Here is a 1,450-nt window from a genome sequence, read left to right on the forward strand (position 1 = left end):
AGCGCAGAGCACCGCTGAGCAATACGGCCTATTGCCCGCCTAACACCTGAGTTAAGCCGCGCCGCGAAGCGGCGTCGGCTTGGACGAATTGTTAGGCAGCACCCTTTGAAGCGAGCCTATGGCGGCAGATTGCAGCGTGCAGCTCACCTACCGTCAAGTCCCGAACAGTGTGCCTGGACTCACCGGTCAGGCGGGCTATCAGCGCTCCGATGCCCAGTAGATCCAGCCCTTCGGAGCTGAACAGACACTCGTTTGGCTTGAGCCCGAACGTGGTGATATAGCCGTCGGGGCCGCACAGCCGCGAACTAAACCGCGCCGCAGCCTCCTGGAGCATCTCTTGGCCATCGAGGCCAGTAATGCGCGGGTCGGCGTCCAGGCGAGTCTGTGGGTTGATTTCCCTGGCACTACCAAGACCAGCAAAGCTGCGGACGAACTCGGCAACTTCGGGGAAAGGCGGCAAAGTCGCGGAGGTCTCCATGTGCTGCCTAACACCTGAGTTAAGCCGCGCCGCGAAGCGGCGTCGGCTTGGACGAATTGTTAGCTGCTAAAGCCCCGACAACTCGGCAGCGACCCTCGATGCTGCGGACGCCTGCGGATCCAGGTGAGTCTCGCTATCTTCGAACGCAAGAAAGATACGCCAGAACCGCTCCGGCGCCTCCCACTCTGCGGACTGCATCAGCGCATTCATCACGCCATCGACATCCCAGAACTCCACATGGCCGCCCAAGAACCTAGCTCCTAACGCTTCGGCGCTTGTATCCAGCACGTTGCCCGAGTCTCCTCGAGCCACTTTCCGCATTGCGCGAACGACCTCAAAGACGTTCAGCGGCAGGCCGCAGCGCCACAAGAGCTCGTCTGGGACATCTAGGAAGAGCGTACGACCGCTGCTTGGTGGCCGGCCGGCTCCCGATTTACCCATGGCAGCTAACACCTGAGTTAAGCCGCGCCGCGAAGCGGCGTCGGCTTGGACGAACTGTTAGGTGCGCAGCAGGCTTGTACCGACCGCGGACCAGGAGCCCAGCCCGTGCTTGCGGGCCATGCGACGAGTAAACCAAGCCACGATGACACCGAACGAGGCACCAGTTACCAAAGCCACCACTCCCGCCTCCTCGAGCGGCATGGTGCGGAGGCCCCTGTTGCCCATGAACCAGGCGAACGCCCCAAACATCACGCCGAAGCAGGTGCCACTGAAGAGCGCGAGTGGCAGGAAGCCCATGTACAGCGGCGGAGGCAGATGGATGCCGCACCACCAGAGCAACTCCCACAGGGGCGGGGAGGCCGTAGCCGGGCCGATGCCTTTCTGGTCCATGAGCTGTTTGTATGCTTCGATCTTGCGAGCGTGTGTCATGCGCACCTAACACCTGAGTTAAGCCGCGCCGCGAAGCGGCGTCGGCTTGGACGAATTGTTAGGCCCTAAAGCCCGGCATTGCGGACAGCGAGCCCCTTAACT

Annotated in this window: 3 protein-coding genes; all 3 read right to left on the reverse strand. The window is 62.1% G+C overall.

Going from position 1 to position 1,450, the window contains the following annotated elements; translation table 11 throughout:
- Positions 1–91: 91 nt before the first annotated feature.
- A complete protein-coding gene (locus tag ACFFGH_RS34330; protein ID WP_386677443.1) occupies positions 92–478 on the reverse strand; it encodes a hypothetical protein in 387 nt (128 codons plus the stop codon).
- A gap of 66 nt (positions 479–544) precedes the next feature.
- Complete coding sequence (locus ACFFGH_RS34335) at positions 545–727, reverse strand: hypothetical protein (RefSeq protein WP_386677445.1); 183 nt, start codon at positions 725–727, stop codon at positions 545–547.
- Positions 728–976: 249 nt separating this feature from the next.
- Positions 977–1,348, reverse strand: coding sequence for a DUF6404 family protein (locus tag ACFFGH_RS34340; protein ID WP_386677447.1), 372 nt, complete (start codon positions 1,346–1,348; stop codon positions 977–979).
- Between the last annotated feature and the right edge of the window lie 102 nt (positions 1,349–1,450).

It is taken from the genome of Lysobacter korlensis, from assembly GCF_042434515.1.